An 18,037-nucleotide genomic window follows, 5' to 3' on the forward strand; every position below is an offset into this window, starting at 1 on the left:
CAAGGGCGACTGTCCGCCCGAGCCAATGCGCGAAGAACAAGGCGGTCGAACGTCCGCCGCCCGGCGATTGAGGGACCAAGAAAGAATGCCAGCCCGTATCTACCAGCGACCGAAGAGTGCGATGCAGTCCGGCAAGGCGCGCATCGATGACTGGGTGCTCGAATTCGAGCAATCCGAAGCCCGCAAGCCCGATCCGCTGATGGGCTGGACCGGAAGCGGCGATACGCAGGCACAGGTCACTCTGACTTTCCCGGACAAGGATGCGGCCAAAGCCTATGCTGAGAAGTATGGCATTGTTGCCCGGGTCCACTCGACGCCATCCAAAGGCCTCAAGCTACAGGCTTACGCTGACAACTTCCGCTGATGTCCACATTATAGACGGGGCGCTTGAAATCGTCGCCAATCGCCGCCATATGCCCGTCCGGGAGTCGGGTGGACGTTTGCGTTCGCTCACCGGGTCAGGTCCGGAAGGAAGCAGCCCAGGTGGATTGCGGCGGGTCGCTCGGCTCCTTTTAACTTTTTCCCACATCGACTGGCATGACAAGCGCGGCACTTGCTCCTACCTAGTCATGCATGGGTGATTCACCGGACAGCAACGACACTCCCCCGTGGGAGGATGGCGAGGAAGAGAACGCTCCTTCCGCAGCCGAGCTTGAGGCTGCCGGCCAGAATTCCATGTTTGGCGAACCGGCTGCGCCGACTGCCGAGGCGCAACCCGTAGAGGTGCCCCCGGCACCTGCTCCCGCTTCGACGCCCGAACCCTCCAAACAGCCCTATCGCGTCCTTGCCCGCAAGTACCGCCCACAGACATTTAGCGAACTGATCGGCCAAGAGCCGATGGTGCGAACGCTCGCCAACGCCATCGCGCGCGACAGGCTGGCGCATGCCTTCCTGATGACGGGCGTACGCGGGGTCGGCAAGACTTCGACCGCACGCCTGATTGCCAAGGCACTCAACTGCATCGGGCCTGACGGGCAGGGCGGGCCGACGATCGATCCGTGCGGCCAGTGCGAGCCGTGCACTGCGATCGCCGAGGGCCGCCACATCGATGTGATCGAGATGGACGCTGCCAGCCACACCGGTGTCGACGATGTGCGCGAGATCATCGAGGCTGTGCGCTATGCTGCGGTTTCCGCGCGGTTCAAGATTTACATCATCGACGAAGTCCACATGCTCTCGCGCAATGCATTCAATGCGTTGCTGAAGACTCTTGAGGAACCGCCCGCGCATGTGAAGTTCCTGTTCGCGACGACAGAAGTGGACAAGTTGCCGGTCACTGTCCTGAGCCGAACCCAGCGCTTCGACCTAAGACGCATTCCCACCGACCTTCTGCAATCGCATTTTGGCTGGGTGTGTGAGCAGGAAGGCGTCGACGCCGAAGCGGAAGCGCTTGCCCTGATTGCAGGTGCGGCCGAGGGATCGGTTCGCGACGGGCTTTCGATCCTTGACCAGGCGATCGCCCATGCCGACCTCGATACGGAGAGCAAGGTTTCTGCTGCGCGCGTGCGCGACATGTTGGGGCTGGCCGACCGCGGAGCGCAGCGCCGGTTGCTGGCTACTGTGCTCGAAGGCGATTCGACAGCCTTGTTGGCAGCGATTGCGGACCAGTATTCTCTCGGCGTGGAACCATTGGCGCTCATGCGCTCTCAGATGGAGCTGGTGCATCGCGTTACGCTTGCCCAGGTTGGAGCAGATCTTCCAGGCATCGTGAGCGAGGAGGAGCAGGCCGCGCTGGCTGATTGGTCCGGGCGCATGACGGCTGGGCAGTTGCACCGGCTCTGGCAATTGTTGCTGAAGGGCTATGACGAGGTGAAGGCAGCGCCCGATCCGCTGGTTTCCGCACAAATGGCGTTGCTCAGATTGTTGCACGCCGCCGATCTGCCAGACCCCGGTAAGTTGGCAAAGAAGCTGGAAAGCCTGGCGCAGAACCCGCCTGCACTGACACCAGCCGATGGCGCTCATGGTGCCGTGCAATCCGATGCCGCCCCCGTTAGCGCGCAGCCTTCCAATGAGACCGTCGATTTCGCAAGCCTTGTGGCACAGGTTGAGAACGCGGGTCAGGTGCTTGTTGCCAGCATCATGCGATTGCAGCTGAGAGTGATCGAATGCGGTGCGGGTAAGCTCGTCTATGCGCGAGCGCCAGGCTACAATGACGAAATCGCACCGCAACTGCGCGATGGCTTGCTGGCTGCAACCGGGCAGCGATGGCAGGTAGAGCAGCGCGAAGTCGACAGCGACGCAGCGCCGACACTGGTCGAACAGGCGGAGGCGCGCGAGAAGGCGATCCGGTCACGTATAGAAGGTCATCCGATGGTTCAGGCCGCTAGAGCGGCGTTCCCGGATGCAGAAATCATCAATGAAGACGATGCGGACACCCCCCGTCCGCAATGGAGCAAGAGCGCATGAAATCGATGGAAGAAATGATCCAGGCCGCGCAACAGGCGGCCGAGACGATTCAGACGCAGATGAACGATGCCCAGGTCAAGTTGGATTCGATCGAAGTCGAAGGGGTTGCAGGCGGTGGACTGGTGAAGGTCCGCTGCACGGCCAAAGGGCGAATTCTCGGCGTTTCAATCGACGAGAGTTTGATGAAACCCGAGGAAAAACAGATGGTTGAAGATCTGGTGGCTGCTGCGTTCAACGATGCGCGTGGGAAGGCGGATCGGGCGTCGAACGAAGAGATGCAAAAGATTCAGAGTGGGATTGGCCTGCCACCCGGCTTCAATCTTCCGGGGATGGGATAGGTTCCGGTACGGAGAAACCATCCGCAGGGGGCATGGTCTACCTGTTGAAACCCTCCACCCACTCGCCCGCCGCTTGCGCTTCTTCCTTCGCCAGTCGACCGGGATGGGCATGTCGATCAACGTCGTACGCAATCCAGCGAGTTTGCTCTCGCACCAACGACTTGTCACAACGCGCGCAATTCGTTCGGTAACTCAACCCATCGTGCCAAACTCGGCGCCGGTTGATCTTGTGACCTGACAAAGTGCAAATAGGGCTAGCCAACATGAATACGCTCCACTGTCCATAGGAGTGTTTGTGGCGACCGCGGGGTTTTACATATACCCGATTTGCAGTGGTTAATAGCATGGATGCGACAACTTTCACTTTGTCGGACCAAGCCGAATTTTGTGCAGTGCAGCATTCTTGCTCCACAGCAATGCGCTGTGCACAGCTATCGGATCAAGGCCCATTGCGAGTGAGCGGAGGGCTTCCCATATTCTGGTCGTAACGGTGATTGCCGACCATGGACCAGATATGACACAACTCTTCCCACTCCTCCCCCTGCGCGACATTGTCGTCTTCCCTGGCATGGTTGTGCCGCTGTTTGTCGGTCGCGACAAATCGGTAGCGGCCCTCGAGGCCGCGATGGAAAGCAGCAAGGACATCTACCTCCTGGCTCAGCTTGATCCAGCCTGCGACGATCCCGAACGCGACGACCTGCACGATGTGGGCGTGATTGCCCAGGTGCTGCAGTTGCTGAAGCTGCCCGACGGGACAGTTCGCGTCCTCGTCGAAGGACAGCGCCGCGCTGCGGTCAAGGAGTTGCGGGCCGAAGGCGACCTGATGATTGCCGAGGTCGATGCGATCGTTCCGGAAGTGGTGTCTGGTAGTGAAATTACTGCGATGATGCGTTCGGTGGTCGAACAGTTCGGCGACTATGCCAAGCTCAACAAGCGACTTGGTGAGGGTGCCAGCGATGATCTGCAGGATATCGACGACGCCGGGCAACTGGCAGACGCAGTGGCGGCTGCAATCAGTGTCAAGGTCGCCGACAAGCAGGCCCTGCTGGCAGAGCCTGACCCGCGCAAGCGCCTTGAGATGGTGCTGTCCTTTATGGAAGGCGAGCTGTCGGTGATGCAGGTCGAGCGCAAGATCCGCGGCCGCGTCAAGCGGCAGATGGAGAAGACCCAGCGCGAATATTACCTCAACGAGCAGCTCAAGGCGATCCAGAGCGAACTTGGCGGGAGCGACGGCGATGACGGCGATGAACTCGCCGAGCTGACCGAGAAGATCGAGAAAACCAAGCTGTCGAAGGAAGCCAAGGTCAAGGCCAACAGCGAGCTCAAGAAGCTGCGCAGCATGCAGCCGATGAGCGCCGAGGCGACCGTCATCCGCAACTACCTCGATGTCCTGCTCGGCTTGCCGTGGGGCAAGAAGAGCCGCCTCAAGAAAGATCTCGGCAAGGCGCAGGATATCCTCGATGCGGATCACTTCGCGCTTGAAAAGGTCAAGGACCGGATCATCGAATATCTCGCCGTGCAGGCACGCACCAACAAGCTGAAGGGCCCGATCCTGTGCCTCGTCGGCCCTCCGGGCGTCGGCAAGACTTCGCTCGGCAAGTCGATTGCCCGCGCGACGGGGCGTGAATTCGTGCGCCAGTCACTGGGCGGCGTGCGAGACGAAGCCGAGATCCGCGGCCACCGCCGTACCTATATCGGTTCGCTGCCGGGCAAGATTGTGACCAACCTCAAGAAGGCCGGGACCAGCAACCCGCTGTTCCTGCTCGACGAGATTGACAAGCTGGGGCAGGATTTCCGCGGCGATCCGGCGTCGGCGCTGCTCGAAGTGCTCGACCCCGAACAGAACGCCAAGTTCCAGGATCATTACCTCGAACTCGATGTCGACCTCAGCGAGATCATGTTCGTGTGCACCGCGAACTCGCTCAACCTGCCGCAGCCGCTGCTGGACCGGATGGAGATCATCCGACTCGAAGGCTACACCGAGGACGAGAAGGTCGAGATCGCTACGCGGCACCTGCTGCCCAAGCAGGTCAAGGCGCATGGCCTGAAGCAAGGCGAGTTCGAGCTGACCGAAGCCGCGCTTCGCGACCTGATCCGTTATTACACGCGTGAAGCGGGCGTGCGTACGCTGGAGCGCGAAATCGCCAAACTGGCGCGCAAGTCGCTGCGCAAGATCCTTGAGAACGAAGTCTCGACCGTCACTGTCACGCCGGAAAACCTCGCCGATTTCTCCGGCGTACGGAAGTTCAAGCATGGCATGGGTGAGGAAGAGGCGCAGATCGGAGCGGTCACCGGGCTTGCGTGGACTTCGGTCGGCGGTGAACTGCTGACCATTGAAAGCGTGACCACGCCGGGCAAGGGCGAGATCAAGACTACGGGCAAGCTGGGCGACGTTATGAATGAATCGGTCTCCGCCGCATTCAGCTTCGTCAAGGCGCGCAGCCCGGCCTATGGGATCAAGCCGTCGCTGTTCCAGCGCAAGAACATCCACATCCACCTGCCCGAAGGTGCCGTGCCCAAGGATGGTCCGAGTGCCGGGATCGGCATGGTCACTTCGATTGTTTCGACGCTCACCGGTATTGCCGTACGGCCTGATGTCGCCATGACAGGTGAAGTGACCCTGCGCGGACGCGTGCTGGCAATCGGCGGGCTCAAGGAGAAGCTGCTGGCTGCATTGCGGGGCGGGATCAAGACGGTCCTGATCCCTGAGGAAAACGTCAAGGACCTGGCCGAGCTGCCTGCGAATGTGAAGGAAGGGCTTGAGATCGTTCCCGTTTCGCATGTCGATCAGGTGTTGGAGTTGGCGCTGGTACAGGCTCCGGAGCCGATCGACTGGAGCGAGGCCGATGACCTGGCCAGCCAGCCGGCCGCAGAGGGCGCCGGCAATGCGCCGCCGCCGACCGCTCACTGACAGCGAAGGTCCGAAGACCTGCGCGCTTGCCAAGTTTGCGGCGAAGCGCGCGGGAATCCGCGAAAAATGCCTAGACACGTCTGGCAAAAAAGGGTGTGATAGCCGGCCTTGAACGAAGCGATTCACGCTCAAAAAAAGAATTCGAACGAGGGGGTTTTCCAACCATGAACAAGAATGATCTGATCAGCGCAGTCGCGGATGCGAGCGGCCTTTCCAAGAGCGATGCATCGAGCGCCGTTGAAGGCGTTTTCGATTCCATCACCAAGGCCCTCTCGAGCGGCGATGAAGTGCGCCTGGTCGGGTTCGGTACCTTTTCGGTTGCCAAGCGTAAGGCGTCAACCGGTCGCAATCCGCGGACCGGCGAGCCCATGACGATCAAGGCTTCCAACCAACCCAAGTTCAAGGCCGGCAAAGGGTTGAAGGACTCGGTAAACTAAGCCGCTGACCGACGGTCCCGCCATCCATGGCGGCCAGCAAACAGCCCCGCTCTCCGAACAGGTGAGCGGGGCTTTTTCCACTTGGACGATACAGACTACTGTTGGAGTTGAATCAACGCAGTTGGCGAAGAATCCGTCTGTTGATCGATGCGCCAGCTGAGCACGTAACCTGTCGGCGTCGCCACCGGACCTTCGTCGGTGTTGTTGGCAAGGATCGTGGCGTTGGTCACGATCCGGAACTGCCCGTCTATCGGCGCGATCTTGGGCATCTTTGGACCCTCGGCATCTTTCGGCGCGGCCTGTGATGCCATCCCCATGAGTTGACCGAAGCTGCCCATGCCGCCGGCAGGTCCGCTTGCCCCACCACTGAAGCCAGGGGCTTCGACGCGGACCACATTGCCGTCACGACGATAGACCTGCACGAACGCTCCCGGCATCGGGAAACCTTCGATGACCGGGAACAGGAAATCATGCGTCAACTGGCCGTCGAGACGATAGCTCACCTCGAACAGGCCATCCTCGCGATAGGTGACGGTATTCCACCCTTCCTGTCTCTCCAGTTTGCGGGCGAATTCGGCCACCTTTTCCGGGTCACTGAGATCAACCTCGCCTAGCATCAGCTTGACCATCTGCGCTTGTTGCGCACGCTCCATTTCGCGTGCCGGCGCGTTGGCTTCCCAATCGTCGCGTTGCTGGCTCAGTTCCGCCGCACTGCAATCCCGTTCGTCGCCATCGCCATCATAGCAGGGCTCAGCTTCGAATTCGTCCTCGCCGGCAGCTGCGCCCATTTCGGCCAGTTGACCGACACCGAGGATGCTGATCTCGCCATCATACGAATAGGCGAACCGGCCATCGTCGTTGATCATCAGTTCGGATGTGAATGTCCCGGGCGTCAAGAAACAGCCAGACAGGAGCAGTGCCAGGCATGAGACGGCACTGGTGCGGGCGAAGGTCCTGGCGGGGATGGGTGCGGTCATACTGTCTGTTCCTCTCACTCGCTGCGTGTCGATACCGCGTATAGCGCAATTGCGGCGGCATTGGACACGTTGAGGCTTTCTATTGCGTTACTGATCGGGAGGCGGGCAAGCGCATCGCAATGCTGCTCGATATTGTGGCGCATGCCTTCGCCCTCTGCACCAAGGACAAGGGCAACCGGTCCTTCGGGCAAGGCCTCTGCGAGCGTCGTTTCCGTGTGCCCGGTCAGGCCGATACGCCAATACCCACGCTCTGCCAGCGTATCGAGCGCGCGGGCGAGGTTTACGACGCGGATCCATGGTACCCGTTCGAGTGCGCCCGAGGCCGATTTTGCCACCACACCGGATTCAGGTGGGGCGTGGCGGTCTTGCGTTACAATAGCGGCCGCATCGAAGGCTGCAGCAGAACGCAGGATTGCCCCGACATTGTGCGGATCGGTGACCTGGTCGAGCACGACAACCGGCCTGCCGTCGTCCACCACGTCTTCGATATGCTGGTCGGGCAACGGTTCGCATTCCAGCACCAGGCCCTGATGCGGCGCATCCTTCGCCACTAACCGGGCAAGGTCCGTGACATCGGCATATTCCACCGGGAAATCGGGCGGCAGTTCCCCGTCGAGCGAATCGATACCGTCGCGCGTCGCCCACAGTTTGCGGTGCTGGCGTGCCGGGTTGAGCAGGGCAGCTTCCACCGCATGGCGACCCCACAGTCGCACGTAGCCGGCTGTGCCGCGGCCGCTGCCCCGACCGCCCTGCATGCGACCTGCGCGCCCGCGCATCGCTCTCTTGCGTTCACCCTTTGCCATCGTTCGAAGTCCTGTCGCGTAATGTTTTATGTTGCCCTGCCAGTCGCCCCATTGACAGGCAAGCGCCGCTTCGCCAAAGGGGCGCCTCTCGGCAAGCGGGGCCCTTGGTTGTGCCCCATTTTCCTCGCGGAATTGCTCTTGCAGCTGGCGATGTGGACAGGTGGCCGAGTGGTTAAAGGCAGCAGACTGTAAATCTGCCCGCGCAAGCGTACGCTGGTTCGAATCCAGCCCTGTCCACCACCGCCCTTTCTCAGGACCGAGCGACAAAGCGCCAGTTGGCGCGATGCAGCAGGGTGCCCTCTACTTCGGCAGTGTCCGGACCGTAGTTGAACCAGAAGCTGCCAGCCTCGGTCGTGACCCGACGCACCCCGGTGGGAAGGGCAGGCATATCCAGCCCGGCATCGGCGATCGCCCGGCTGAGAACCTCGCGGATCAGCGAACCTTCGGGCCAGCCGGCCAGGTAGCGAACAGCGCCATGCTTCCAGCTCGCGACGACGCCATCGTCGCAAACCAGCTCCGGTGCTGCGGCGCCTTCGCCATGGTCGAGCCAACGGGTCACTTCCCAGCCGTTCCCAGCGTGCGTAAGCCCTGGTCGCAGGCTCTCGCTCCGCGAAACGGCCAGGCCTGCCAACTCGCTCAGCGGCCCGGGTGCCAGCCCTTCGGGGATGGTCAGTTCCGCTGTCTTGCTGCCCGATCGCGGCCCGATCAATACTTGCGCGGAACAAGCCATCAGGGATGCGACCAGCTCGTCCGGCGCAAACGGCAGGCAGGGGACAACCACCAGTGCATAGCCATCGAGCGGCGCGCCAGGCGGGACGAAGTCCACGTTCAGCCCGCGCTCGCGCAAGGCCGAGTAACAGGCGAAAGCTGCCCACAGCGCAGACAGATTCTCGCCTTGCGGCTGGATCTGCGTGATCCATTCGGCATCATAGGCAAAGACGATAGCCACCTGTTTGACCGGCTTCCCGGTGTCGCCCAGTCTCTCTAGCGCTTCGAAGGATGCCGTCGCTTCTGCTAAGGCAGGGGCGGGCTCGGCATCGGGCCTCAGCAGCCCTGCATGCATCTGCTCCTGCGCGAAAGGAGCCTGCCTCCACCGGAAGTAACAGAGCATTTCAGCCCCGTGCGCGGCGGCTTCCATGGTCCACAGATGAACCATCCCGTCGAGCGGGGCCGGGTTGTTGCGCGCCCAATTGACCGGGCCGGGCTGCTGTTCGAGCACGCTCCAGCGGCGATCCTTTGCGCAACCGCGATAGAGGTCGTGGTGGAAGGCAGCTATGTCCGGGTGACCGGTGCGGGCGTAGGTTGTCTTGTCGGCATCGCTGAAACGGAACTGTTCGAGGAAGCCGAGCGGGTAGCTGTCCCAGCCGAGTACATCGATCTGCGCGCCAAGGGCAAAATGGTCGTAGCCGGTGTAGAAGCCCATCGCATTGTGTGTGATGTCGCGACCGGGCGAGAGGTCGCGCAGGATTTCAACTTGCGCCGCGTTGAACGCCATCACCTGGTCAGAAGAAAACCGACGAAAGGCAAGCCAGTGCGAAGGATTCGCCTCGGTCACCGTAAGGTTCGGCAATTCGATCTCGTCGAAGGAGCGATACTCCATGCTCCAGAACACATTGCCCCAGGCGGCGTTGAGGCTCCCGATGTCATCATACCGTTCGGCTAGCCACTGTCTGAATGCATCACGCGCTGCCGGGGAAAAGCTCTGCACTGTATCGTGGCACCCGTACTCATTATCGGTCTGCCACGCGACGATGGCGGGATTCCGGCCATAGCGGGTCGCGATCGCGCGGGTGATCCGCCGAGCTTCCTCTCGGTATCCCGCATGGCTGAAGCAGTAGTGCCGCCGCGAGCCGAAGTCACGCGGGCGGCCAAGCTGGTCCAGTGCGACCATATCCGGCATGCGATCGACGAGCCACTTCGGTGGTGTGGCGGTTGGGGTACCAAGAATGATCTCGAGCCCGGCATCGGCCAGGACCGCAATCGCGCGATCGAGCCAATCCCACTCGAAACGTCCCGGGGCGGCTTCTATGCGGCTCCACGCGAATTCGCCGATGCGAACCCGGTCGAGGCCGACTTCGCGCATCGTCCGGGCATCAACCGGCCAGCGCTCTTCAGGCCAGTGTTCAGGATAATAGCAGACGCCTAGCTTCATCGCGCATTACTCTTGCCAGGTCGGCGGGATCCAATGTTTCCCGCGAACACGACGCAGGGCATTGCGAATTTCGAACGCGTTAGCATAGCGCGAGTTCGAGTCTGGCGAAAATGTGCAACTAAACCACTCCCAATTGATGCATTTGCGCAACAATTGGGATTTCACATGGCGTAAAATCCGCAGATTCCCTTGAGTTGCGCGATTCTCGAGTGTCATAGCAAAAGCACAACAACACCGGATCAAATCCGGGGCCCCCGACGTTGACGCAATACAATGCGAAATTCAGAGAGAGGATTATCATGAAGTATTCGCTGTTCGCCAGCACGGCGCTTGCTGCCTGTGCATTCGTTTCCGCTCCGGCCATAGCGCAAGACGCAGATACGGCTGCGGAGCCGGAAGTCGATGACAACATCATCATCGTGACCGCAACCCGCCGCGCCGAAGACGTGCAGGATATCCCTCTGGCGGTGACTGCAGTCAGCCCGGCGCAGCTCGATCGCCAGGGTGTCGTCAACGTCCAGAACATAACCTCGGTCTCGCCGAGTTTCTCGACCTCGAACGCCCAGCTGGCTTCGGGCTCGGTCGTGCTGCGTATCCGTGGTGTTGGTACGACCTCCAACAACATCGGCTTCGAAAGCGCGGTCGGTATTTTCATCGACGGTGCCTACCAGTCGCGTCCGGGCGTTGCACTGAGCGAGTTTGTCGACGTCGAGCGCGTCGAAGTACTGCGCGGCCCGCAAGGCACGCTGTTCGGGCGCAACACCTCGGCCGGTGCACTCAACATCACCAACCGTCGTCCCGACCTGAGCGAGTTCGGCGGCTTTGCCAACGCTACCTACGGCAATCGCGACCTGCTGAGCATCCAGGGCGCAGTGAACCTGCCGGTGGTGCAGGATAGCGTGGCCGTTCGCCTGACCGGTGCCTATCGCGAGCGCGATGGCTACTACACCTTGCTGAATGGCGCAGGCCAGGAGATCGGCGAGTCCAATGGCGCAGACCAGTTCCTCGTCCGTGGTCAGGTCGGTTGGGAAACCGACAGCGGAATCAAGGGCCGTATCATCGCCGACTACGCCGAGAGCAACGCGCCCTTCGGTGCAGCGCTGGAAGTACTGCAATCGCCGGTCGAAACCTTCGGTCTGTTCGCTGCAGTCGGTCTGGGTGCACGCGGCGGCATGTCCGGCCCGGTCGTGGCAACCGATCCATTCGACACCACCACCGCACAGGCTGCTGCCGATAGCCGCATTGCAACTGTCAGCTTTGAACCGATCACCAAGGTTGAAAACTGGGGTATCACCGGCGAGCTGGAAATTCCGCTCGGTGCAGCGGCAGACCTTATCTACATCGGTTCCTATCGCAGCTTCAGCTCGTTCGAAGCCTATGACTCCGACTTCTCGGGCCTCGACGTGTTCAGCGTGACGGGCAACGTCACCGACATCGAAACCATGACCCACGAACTGCGCGTGCAGGGCGATGCATGGGGCGGCCGCCTGGAATGGCTGGTCGGAGCCTATTACTCCGATGAAGATATCACCCAGGCCGCTTCGTTTGAGCTTGGCGAGGACTATGGCGAGCTGATTGGTGCATTGTTCTTCGCGCCGACCGGCGGTGCCCTGGGTGCCAACCCGCTGACCCTGCTATCGGGCGGTGTCGACCCGGCTGGCACGACCAACACCAACCTTTACAGCCAGAGCAGCAAGAGCTGGTCGCTGTTCACCCACAACACGCTCGAAATCACCGACGGCCTGGATTTCACCGTGGGCCTTCGCTACTCGGATGAGAGCAAGGATGGTGCGTTTGCGCAGGGCAACAACAGCAATACGATCTGTCCGGCGATTCTTGCGTCGATCGGCGCAGGTGCGGTTCCGGCTCCGCTGATCCCGAACGTTTTCGGTACCGGCTGCTTCGCCTTTACTGCTCCGGCTGATCTTCCGGCTGCAGCAGTGTTCCCGCTGCCACGCACCTTCGCTGGTGAGTTTAGCGACAGCGAACTGATCTACACCGTCAAACTCGCCTACGAGTTTGCCGCCCCGATCAACGTCTACGCCAGCTTCACTCACGGCTATAAGTCGGGCGGGTTCAACCTCGATTCCACTGCTGCTGCTGGCGGTGCCGATCCGCGCTTCGCATCGGAAGAAGTCGATGCCTATGAAATTGGCATGAAGGCACGCCTGCTGGATAATGCGGTCACGCTCAATGTCGCCGCATTCCGTGAGGAATTCAGCAACTTCCAGGTGCTCGAGTTCACCGGTGCGCAGTTCACCACGTTCAACGTTCCGAAGGCCAACACCCAGGGTGTTGAAATCGAATCGACCATCCGGCCGAACGACAACTTCACCTTCAACCTCGGCCTGACCTACACCGACGCCGCCTATCCGGCAGATTGTGCGGGCACGCTGACGTCGCCGAACGTCCTCGCGCTTTGCGGCAACTCGCTGACCAACGCTCCGGAATTCGTGGGTATCGCCGGCGGCCTGTACGAGACGGAGATCGGCAACTCGCTGCGCGTCTTCATCAACGGCCAGGTACGCATGGAGAGCGATCGCCGGACGTCGACCCAGGCGGTCGATCCTTCGAACCTCGCTGCACGTATTCCGGTTCCGTTCGACCAGCAGGATGGCAATGTGAAGATCAACCTGCGGGCCGGTCTTGGCGATATCGACAAGGCGTGGACGATCGAGGCTTGGGCGACCAACATCACCAACCAGATCACCCGCGGCGTGACCTTCAACACCGTGCTGCGTTCGGGCTCCCGGTCGGCGTTCATCCAGGAACCGCGCAGCTACGGCCTGACGGTACGCACCCAGTTCTAAGGCATCTCGCCTGAACAAATCGAGCGGCCGCTCGCACCTGCAGGTGCGGGCGGCCGTTGCATTTGTGGCAAGCAAATGGCTTGTCGCGCCCGCTCGCTGCAACTAGGCAGGCGCGCATGAAAACAACAGGTCGTCCCGTGATCTCCGCTACCGGGCTCTTCACGCCGGCGGAATCGATCACCAATGAAGAGCTTGTCGCTGCGTTCAACGCCTATGTCGACAAGCACAATGCCGAACACGCTGATGCCATCGCGGCAGGCGCGATAGTGCCGCTGGAACACAGTTCGGTGGAATTCATCGAGAAAGCGAGCGGGATCAAGGCGCGCTATGTGCTTAACAAGGCGCCAATTATCGATCCCGATGTGATGGAGCCCCGCCACCGCGAGCGGAGCAACGACGAGCTTTCGCTGATGGCGGAAATCGGGGTCGCAGCCTGCCAACAGGCTTTGGAGCGGGCAGGGCGCGATCCGGCAGACGTCGACGCCGTTCTGTGCGCAGCATCGAACATGCAGCGCCCCTATCCGGCGATGGCGATTGAGATCCAGCAGGCGCTCGGCATCGAGGGCTTCGGCTTCGATATGAATGTTGCGTGCTCTTCCGCCACATTCGGGATCCAGACGGCTGCAGACTATATCCGCGCAGGCAATGCCAGAAGCGTCTTGGTGGTGAGCCCGGAAATCACTTCCGGTCACCTCAACTGGCGCGACCGCGACAGCCATTTCATCTTCGGTGACGTGGCGACTGCAGTTCTGGTCGAGGATGTGGCAATCGCTCCGGCCGAACATTGGGATATTGTCGGCACCAAGCTTAAGACTGTTTTCTCCAACAACATTCGCAACAACTTCGGCTTCCTAAACCGTGCCCACCCCGAGAGTCACGGCAGCGATGACAAACTTTTTGTCCAGGAAGGGCGGAAAGTCTTCAAGGAAGTCGTGCCCATGGTGGCGCAGATGATCGTCGATGAATCGGAGCGGCTGGGGATTGAGCCGACCACACTGCGCCGGTTGTGGTTGCATCAGGCCAACACCGGAATGAACCGCCTGATTGCGCATCGGGTGCTGGGCCATGAAGCGAATGAGGATGAGAGCCCAACGGTGCTGGACACCTATGCCAATACCTCCAGCGCCGGGTCGATTATCGCGTTCCATCGCCATTCGCAGGACCTCGTGCCGGGCGATACCGGGCTGATCTGCAGCTTCGGTGCCGGCTATTCTGCTGGAACGGTGTTTGTCCGCAAGGCTGGTTGACCGCAGCAATGCTTGCTGCGGTTTTGCTTGTCCGCATCTCTCACACTTCCTAGGTATCCTCGCATGGCAAATGATCTGCTCGATAATAAGGGACGCGGCGAGGCCGGCTGGAGCTGGCCCGCAATTCACCCCGAAGGGCGCAAATACGGTATCGTGGTCGGCATTGTCTCGATCGTCACGGCATTGCTCGCATGGGAAACTATTGCGTGGCCGCTGGCTTTCCTGACGCTTGGCGTACTGGCGTTTTTCCGTGATCCCGAGCGCGTGGTCCCGCAGGACGAAAAGGCGATCGTGTCGCCTGCAGACGGCATGGTTTCTCTCATCAGCGTTGTGCCGCCTCCGCCGGAACTGGTCGGCGAGGATAGCGCCGGCAATCCGGGACTTGGTAGTGACCCGGTCACGCGAATTTCGATCTTCATGAGCGTGTTCGATGTACACATCAATCGCGCGCCAGTCGCTGGCCAGGTCAGCCGCCTGGTGTATGTGCCGGGCAAATTCCTCAATGCCGATCTCGACAAGGCCAGCGAGGAGAATGAACGCCAGCACTTGCTGGTAACCCGGGGCGATGGTGTGCAGATTGGCTTCACACAGATCGCCGGATTGGTTGCGCGCCGCATCATCCCGTTCGTGAAGCAAGGCGATATCGTTGGTGTCGGGCAGCGTATCGGACTGATCCGTTTCGGCAGCCGTGTCGATGTCTATTTGCCGGCCGGCACATCACCTGCGGTGATTCTGGGGCAGAAGATGATCGCCGGTGAAACCGTGCTGGCCTACCTTGGTGAAGACAAGCTGATCGAAGGTGCGGCGCAGTGAGCAAGGAGGGAGCGCGGCTCGGGCCAAAGGCGGCCGAGGACGAGCTCCCTGAAACGGGGAGGGGCAAAGGATTGAGCCTGCGGGCCGTCCTGCCCAATGCTATCACCGTTGCCGCGCTATGCGCCGGACTGACCGGGATCCGTTTTGCGATTGCCGGGGACTGGAAGTCGGCTGTGCTGGCGATTGTGCTCGCCGGCATGCTTGACGGGATCGACGGTCGGATCGCGCGCCTGCTCAAAGCACAAACACGGTTTGGTGCCGAACTCGACAGCCTCGCTGATTCGCTGTCATTTGGGATGGCGCCAGCGATCGTGCTCTATTTGTGGTCTTTGCAGGAATTGCCGCGACTTGGGTGGTTTGCCGCGCTGGCTTTCGCTGTGGCTTGCGCGCTTCGACTGGCGCGTTTCAACGCTCAGATCGATGTCGACGAGCAACCCCACAAGTCTGCCGGTTTCCTGACCGGAGTGCCTGCACCTGCTGGTGCAGGCCTAGCCTTTACTCCGGTCTATCTCTGGATCGCGACGGAAAACGAGCTATTCCGCGATCCCTTGATCGTGGGTCCGTGGATGGCAGTCATCGCCGTGCTCATGATTTCCAACATGGCGACCTTTAGCTGGAGTTCGATCCGCCCCCGGCGGTCAATCAGGCTTGAAGTCATCTTTTTTGCCGGCTTGTTGTTTACCGCCTTGCTGGTCGAGCCATGGTGGACCCTGGCAACAATCTGTCTCGGTTATCTCGCCCTCATGCCTTTGGCTCTGGTTCGATACGGCAAGGTCAAGCAGCAACGCAGAGACGCGGCGACGGGCGGCTGATCGCGCGCTTCGGGGCGTGTTCGCGGGTCCAGACCGAAAATTCTACAGTCCTGACCGTTACAGGCCGGTCTGCAAGACGGACCAGCTGTGCTTGGAGATCACGGTAGGCGTTGCGTCCGCGCAGCCAGGAATCGCACAGCGAAACGGCAGCGAAAAGGCTGACAGCGCTAAAGAGGGTTACGAGGGAGAGGAGTAGCATGTCTTCGTCTTTCTTTCTGTCAGCAACCCTGTTGAGGGGTTGTGGATATGTTGGGGAAACTCCTCGGCATCCCAGTTGTTCCCGTTGCGTTCCTTGTTCCATCTATGTTCCGCTTGGTCAAGCCCGAAAATTCCTGCTTTGTTCTTGCCGCTTGATGAGCAGGCCAATTTAGGGCTGGATTTCTGCCCCTGTGCCCTCTAATGGCCCGCGCATTCGCGGTTCATCGCGGGCATTCCGCCCAACAGAGCCATGAAAATCCACATGGAGAGCACACATACCGGTGCCGCAGCGGGATATCCGCACGGTTCCAGCTTTCCAGAGGCATAACCGGAAAGGAAATACCTATGGCGGCTCCTACCGTCACCATGCAGCAATTGATCGAGGCCGGCGCACACTTCGGCCACCAGACCCACCGCTGGAACCCGCGGATGAAGCCGTATATCTTCGGCGCCCGCAACGGTGTTCACATCATCGACCTGTCGCAGACCGTTCCGCTGATGGCGCGGGCGCTCGACTTCGTCGACGCTACCGCCAAGGCTGGCGGCAAGGTCCTGTTCGTCGGCACCAAGCGCCAGGCGCAGGAGCCGATCGCTGAAGCAGCTCGCGCTTCGGGCCAGCATTTCGTCAACCACCGCTGGCTGGGCGGTATGCTCACCAACTGGAAGACGATTTCGCAGTCGATCAAGGAACTCAAGACCCTCGAGGAAAAGCTGTCGGGTGACACCCACGGCCTGACCAAGAAGGAAATCCTCCAGCTGACCCGCAAGCGCGACAAGCTCAACCTGTCGCTCGGCGGTATCCGTGACATGGGCGGCGTTCCCGACGTGATGATCGTGATCGACGCGAACAAGGAAGACCTTGCGATCAAGGAAGCCAACGTGCTGGGTATCCCCGTCGTCGGCATCCTCGACAGCAATGTCGACCCGAGCGGCATCGCGTTCCCGGTGCCGGGCAATGACGACGCTGCGCGTGCCGTGCGCCTCTACTGCGATGCGTTTGCCCAGGCCGCCTCGAAGAATGGCGGCGCTGGTAGCGATGTAGGCGAGATGGAAAACCCGCCGGCGGAAACCGCTGACGCCTAAGCGTCACCGAGCCGACACACTATCGCTCTAGCTGCCCGGGTCGAAACGCCGACCCGGGCGCAGACCCTCTTAAGTTTACCCAAGGAATTGAATCATGGCTGGTTTCACTGCCGCTGATGTGAAGAAACTGCGCGAAATGTCCGGCGCAGGCATGATGGACGCGAAGAAGGCGCTCGAAGAGACCGGCGGCGACCTCGAAGCCGCTGTCGACGCGCTGCGCGCTAAGGGCCTCGCTGCTGTCCAGAAGAAGTCGAGCCGTACGGCGGCTGAAGGCCTCGTCGGCGTTGCCGTCGAAGGCACGAAGGGCGTGGCTGTCGAAGTCAACTCGGAAACCGACTTCGTTGCCAAGAACGAGCAGTTCCAGGACTTCGTCCGCAAGACCACTTCTGTCGCGCTTGGCGTGGATGGTGACGATATCGAAGCGCTCAAGGGTGCAGCGTACCCGGATGGCGGTACCGTCACTGACAAGCTGACCAATAACGTTGCTACCATCGGTGAGAACCAGCAGGTCCGCCGCATGAAGACCGTTTCGGTCGAGCAGGGCGCTATCGTGCCCTATATGCACAACGCTGCAGCGCCGAACCTCGGCAAGATCGGCGTGCTGGTTGCGCTCGAGTCGGACGCTTCGGCTGACGTGCTCGAGCCGCTCGGCAAGCAGCTGGCGATGCACATTGCTGCCGCGTTCCCGCAGGCGCTCGACGCCGATGGCCTCGATGCCGACCTGATCGCCCGCGAGCGCAAGATCGCTGCCGAAAAGGCTGCCGAAAGCGGCAAGCCGGCCGAAGTGCAGGAGAAGATGGTCGACGGCGCGATCAAGAAGTTCGCCAAGGAGAACGCACTCCTCAGTCAGGTCTTCGTGATGGACAACAAAACCCCGATCGCAGACGTCGTCGCGGCGGCCGGCAAGGAAGCCGGCACCACGATCACGCTGAAGGACTATGTCCGCTTCCAGCTCGGTGAAGGCATCGAGAAGGAAGAAAGCGATTTCGCTGCTGAAGTGGCTGCTGCCGTCAAGGGCTGAGCGCACCTCACACCACTGGAAATCGAGGC

14 protein-coding genes, 1 tRNA gene and 1 other RNA gene are annotated in these 18,037 nt (G+C 61.0%); 13 read left to right on the forward strand and 3 right to left on the reverse strand.

What is annotated here, in order from left to right:
* The first annotated feature begins 85 nt into the window (after positions 1–85).
* The 6 genes from QPW08_RS07005 (at position 86) to QPW08_RS07030 (ending at position 6,092) form a co-directional block, all read left to right on the forward strand.
* A complete protein-coding gene (locus tag QPW08_RS07005; RefSeq protein WP_284125015.1) occupies positions 86–364 on the forward strand; it encodes an ETC complex I subunit in 279 nt (92 codons plus the stop codon).
* 57 nt (positions 365–421) lie between these two features.
* Positions 422–516: signal recognition particle sRNA small type (ffs, locus tag QPW08_RS07010), an RNA gene on the forward strand.
* A 57-nt stretch (positions 517–573) separates the two neighbouring features.
* The gene (locus tag QPW08_RS07015) at positions 574–2,406 is read left to right on the forward strand and encodes a DNA polymerase III subunit gamma/tau (RefSeq protein WP_284125016.1); all 1,833 of its coding nucleotides are present in this window, start codon (positions 574–576) and stop codon (positions 2,404–2,406) included.
* Entirely contained in the window at positions 2,403–2,744 is a 342-nt protein-coding gene (locus QPW08_RS07020) for a YbaB/EbfC family nucleoid-associated protein (protein ID WP_284125017.1), read from the forward strand. Before QPW08_RS07015 ends, QPW08_RS07020 begins: the two co-directional genes overlap by 4 nt.
* 514 nt (positions 2,745–3,258) lie before the next feature.
* Positions 3,259–5,655, forward strand: coding sequence for an endopeptidase La (lon, locus tag QPW08_RS07025; RefSeq protein ID WP_284125018.1), 2,397 nt, complete (start codon positions 3,259–3,261; stop codon positions 5,653–5,655).
* A gap of 164 nt (positions 5,656–5,819) precedes the next feature.
* A complete protein-coding gene (locus tag QPW08_RS07030) occupies positions 5,820–6,092 on the forward strand; it encodes an HU family DNA-binding protein (RefSeq protein WP_284125019.1) in 273 nt (90 codons plus the stop codon).
* Positions 6,093–6,187: 95 nt separating this feature from the next.
* On the opposite strand, the gene QPW08_RS07035 is transcribed toward QPW08_RS07030, so the two are convergent.
* Both QPW08_RS07035 and rlmB read right to left on the reverse strand, forming a co-directional pair.
* The gene (locus QPW08_RS07035; protein WP_284125020.1) at positions 6,188–7,069 is read right to left on the reverse strand and encodes a hypothetical protein; all 882 of its coding nucleotides are present in this window, start codon (positions 7,067–7,069) and stop codon (positions 6,188–6,190) included.
* A 14-nt stretch (positions 7,070–7,083) separates the two neighbouring features.
* Positions 7,084–7,872, reverse strand: coding sequence for a 23S rRNA (guanosine(2251)-2'-O)-methyltransferase RlmB (gene rlmB, locus QPW08_RS07040; RefSeq protein ID WP_284125021.1), 789 nt, complete (start codon positions 7,870–7,872; stop codon positions 7,084–7,086).
* A 154-nt stretch (positions 7,873–8,026) separates the two neighbouring features.
* On the opposite strand from rlmB, the gene QPW08_RS07045 reads away from it, so the two are divergent.
* Positions 8,027–8,112, forward strand: a tRNA-Tyr gene (locus tag QPW08_RS07045).
* Positions 8,113–8,122: 10 nt separating this feature from the next.
* Here the strand turns inward: QPW08_RS07045 and QPW08_RS07050 are convergent.
* A complete protein-coding gene (locus tag QPW08_RS07050; RefSeq protein ID WP_284125022.1) occupies positions 8,123–10,024 on the reverse strand; it encodes a beta-galactosidase in 1,902 nt (633 codons plus the stop codon).
* A gap of 299 nt (positions 10,025–10,323) precedes the next feature.
* On the opposite strand from QPW08_RS07050, the gene QPW08_RS07055 reads away from it, so the two are divergent.
* The 6 genes from QPW08_RS07055 (at position 10,324) to tsf (ending at position 18,008) form a co-directional block, all read left to right on the forward strand.
* The gene (locus QPW08_RS07055) at positions 10,324–12,834 is read left to right on the forward strand and encodes a TonB-dependent receptor (RefSeq protein WP_284125023.1); all 2,511 of its coding nucleotides are present in this window, start codon (positions 10,324–10,326) and stop codon (positions 12,832–12,834) included.
* Positions 12,835–12,950: 116 nt separating this feature from the next.
* A complete protein-coding gene (locus QPW08_RS07060) occupies positions 12,951–14,081 on the forward strand; it encodes a beta-ketoacyl-ACP synthase III (protein ID WP_284125024.1) in 1,131 nt (376 codons plus the stop codon).
* 63 nt (positions 14,082–14,144) lie between these two features.
* Positions 14,145–14,894: a phosphatidylserine decarboxylase gene (locus tag QPW08_RS07065; protein ID WP_284125025.1), complete on the forward strand. Its 750-nt coding sequence runs from the start codon at positions 14,145–14,147 to the stop codon at positions 14,892–14,894.
* Entirely contained in the window at positions 14,891–15,706 is an 816-nt protein-coding gene (locus tag QPW08_RS07070) for a CDP-alcohol phosphatidyltransferase family protein (RefSeq protein WP_284125026.1), read from the forward strand. The genes QPW08_RS07065 and QPW08_RS07070 overlap by 4 nt, the downstream gene beginning before the upstream one ends.
* A gap of 543 nt (positions 15,707–16,249) precedes the next feature.
* The gene (gene rpsB / locus QPW08_RS07075; RefSeq protein ID WP_284125027.1) at positions 16,250–16,987 is read left to right on the forward strand and encodes a 30S ribosomal protein S2; all 738 of its coding nucleotides are present in this window, start codon (positions 16,250–16,252) and stop codon (positions 16,985–16,987) included.
* 94 nt (positions 16,988–17,081) lie between these two features.
* Entirely contained in the window at positions 17,082–18,008 is a 927-nt protein-coding gene (gene tsf, locus QPW08_RS07080) for a translation elongation factor Ts (protein ID WP_284125028.1), read from the forward strand.
* Positions 18,009–18,037 lie beyond the last annotated feature (29 nt).

The sequence above is a fragment of the Parerythrobacter aestuarii genome (assembly GCF_030140925.1).
Lineage (GTDB): Bacteria > Pseudomonadota > Alphaproteobacteria > Sphingomonadales > Sphingomonadaceae > Parerythrobacter > Parerythrobacter aestuarii.

Excerpts from the sequence above, each read along its gene's own strand:
- QPW08_RS07055 (WP_284125023.1), top strand. The coding sequence starts at position 10,324 with ATGAAGTATTCGCTGTTCGCCAGCACGGCGCTTGCTGCCTGTGCATTC.
- QPW08_RS07065 (WP_284125025.1), top strand. The coding sequence starts at position 14,145 with ATGGCAAATGATCTGCTCGATAATAAGGGACGCGGCGAGGCCGGCTGG.
- QPW08_RS07030 (WP_284125019.1), top strand. The coding sequence starts at position 5,820 with ATGAACAAGAATGATCTGATCAGCGCAGTCGCGGATGCGAGCGGCCTT.
- QPW08_RS07060 (WP_284125024.1), top strand. The coding sequence starts at position 12,951 with ATGAAAACAACAGGTCGTCCCGTGATCTCCGCTACCGGGCTCTTCACG.
- QPW08_RS07015 (WP_284125016.1), top strand. The coding sequence starts at position 574 with ATGGGTGATTCACCGGACAGCAACGACACTCCCCCGTGGGAGGATGGC.
- QPW08_RS07050 (WP_284125022.1), bottom strand. The coding sequence starts at position 10,024 with ATGAAGCTAGGCGTCTGCTATTATCCTGAACACTGGCCTGAAGAGCGC.
- rpsB (WP_284125027.1), top strand. The coding sequence starts at position 16,250 with ATGGCGGCTCCTACCGTCACCATGCAGCAATTGATCGAGGCCGGCGCA.
- lon (WP_284125018.1), top strand. The coding sequence starts at position 3,259 with ATGACACAACTCTTCCCACTCCTCCCCCTGCGCGACATTGTCGTCTTC.
- QPW08_RS07005 (WP_284125015.1), top strand. The coding sequence starts at position 86 with ATGCCAGCCCGTATCTACCAGCGACCGAAGAGTGCGATGCAGTCCGGC.
- tsf (WP_284125028.1), top strand. The coding sequence starts at position 17,082 with ATGGCTGGTTTCACTGCCGCTGATGTGAAGAAACTGCGCGAAATGTCC.
- rlmB (WP_284125021.1), bottom strand. The coding sequence starts at position 7,872 with ATGGCAAAGGGTGAACGCAAGAGAGCGATGCGCGGGCGCGCAGGTCGC.
- QPW08_RS07020 (WP_284125017.1), top strand. The coding sequence starts at position 2,403 with ATGAAATCGATGGAAGAAATGATCCAGGCCGCGCAACAGGCGGCCGAG.
- QPW08_RS07035 (WP_284125020.1), bottom strand. The coding sequence starts at position 7,069 with ATGACCGCACCCATCCCCGCCAGGACCTTCGCCCGCACCAGTGCCGTC.